This is a genomic window from Roseateles sp. P5_E1, from assembly GCF_054049335.1.
This window is the reverse complement of the sequence record NZ_JBFUMN010000244.1, coordinates 1-656: the sequence shown is the minus strand read 5'-3', so window position 1 is coordinate 656 and position 656 is coordinate 1. Positions and strand designations below refer to the sequence as shown.

Genomic DNA, 656 nt, shown 5'->3' with positions numbered 1-656 from the left:
GCCACATACTGCTTGATCACYTCCCAGCCGCCCACTTCCAGCGCCACGGTGTAGGGCATGCGCTGGCGCTGGAACACCTGGTCCACCAGTCGGTAGGTGATCTGGCGCTTGGGTGGCAGGATCAGCGGATAGGCGGAGATCGCCTCCAGGGTCAGTTCCTTCACCCGTGTGAGCGGGTGGTCGGGCGGGGTGATCAGCACCTGCTCGAAACGGTAGGCCGGCGCATAGCTCAGGTCGGCCGGGACGTCGGTCATCGAGCCCACCGCCAGGTCGGCCGCATCGCTGCGCAGCTGTTCCGTGCCGTCGGCACTGATCGCGTTGTGCAGGGTCAGGCGCACGTCCGGGTGACGCTGGCGGAAGCGCTCCACGATGCGCGGCAGCAGGTACAGGATGGTCGAGCTGTTGGCGGCGATGTTGAGTTCGCCCGCGTCCAGCCCCTTCACCTTGTCGCGAAAGCTGGCCTCCAGCCCGTCCAGGTTCTCCACCAGCGGCTGGGCCATCTCGAACAGCAGCTGGCCTTCGCGGCTGGGCACCAGCCGGCGCCCGCTGCGCTCGAACAGCACCACCCCCACTTCGCGCTCCAGCGCCTGCAATTGCTGGCTGATGGCCGGTTGGCTGACGAAAAGCGCCTCAGCCGCACGCGAGACCGAACCCAG

1 protein-coding gene is annotated in these 656 nt (G+C 67.5%); it reads right to left on the bottom strand.

Features of this window, described 5'->3' with window-relative positions:
- Positions 1-656: LysR family transcriptional regulator (locus tag ACXJKJ_RS30835; protein WP_457395325.1), on the bottom strand; the 656-nt coding region annotated here is incomplete at both ends.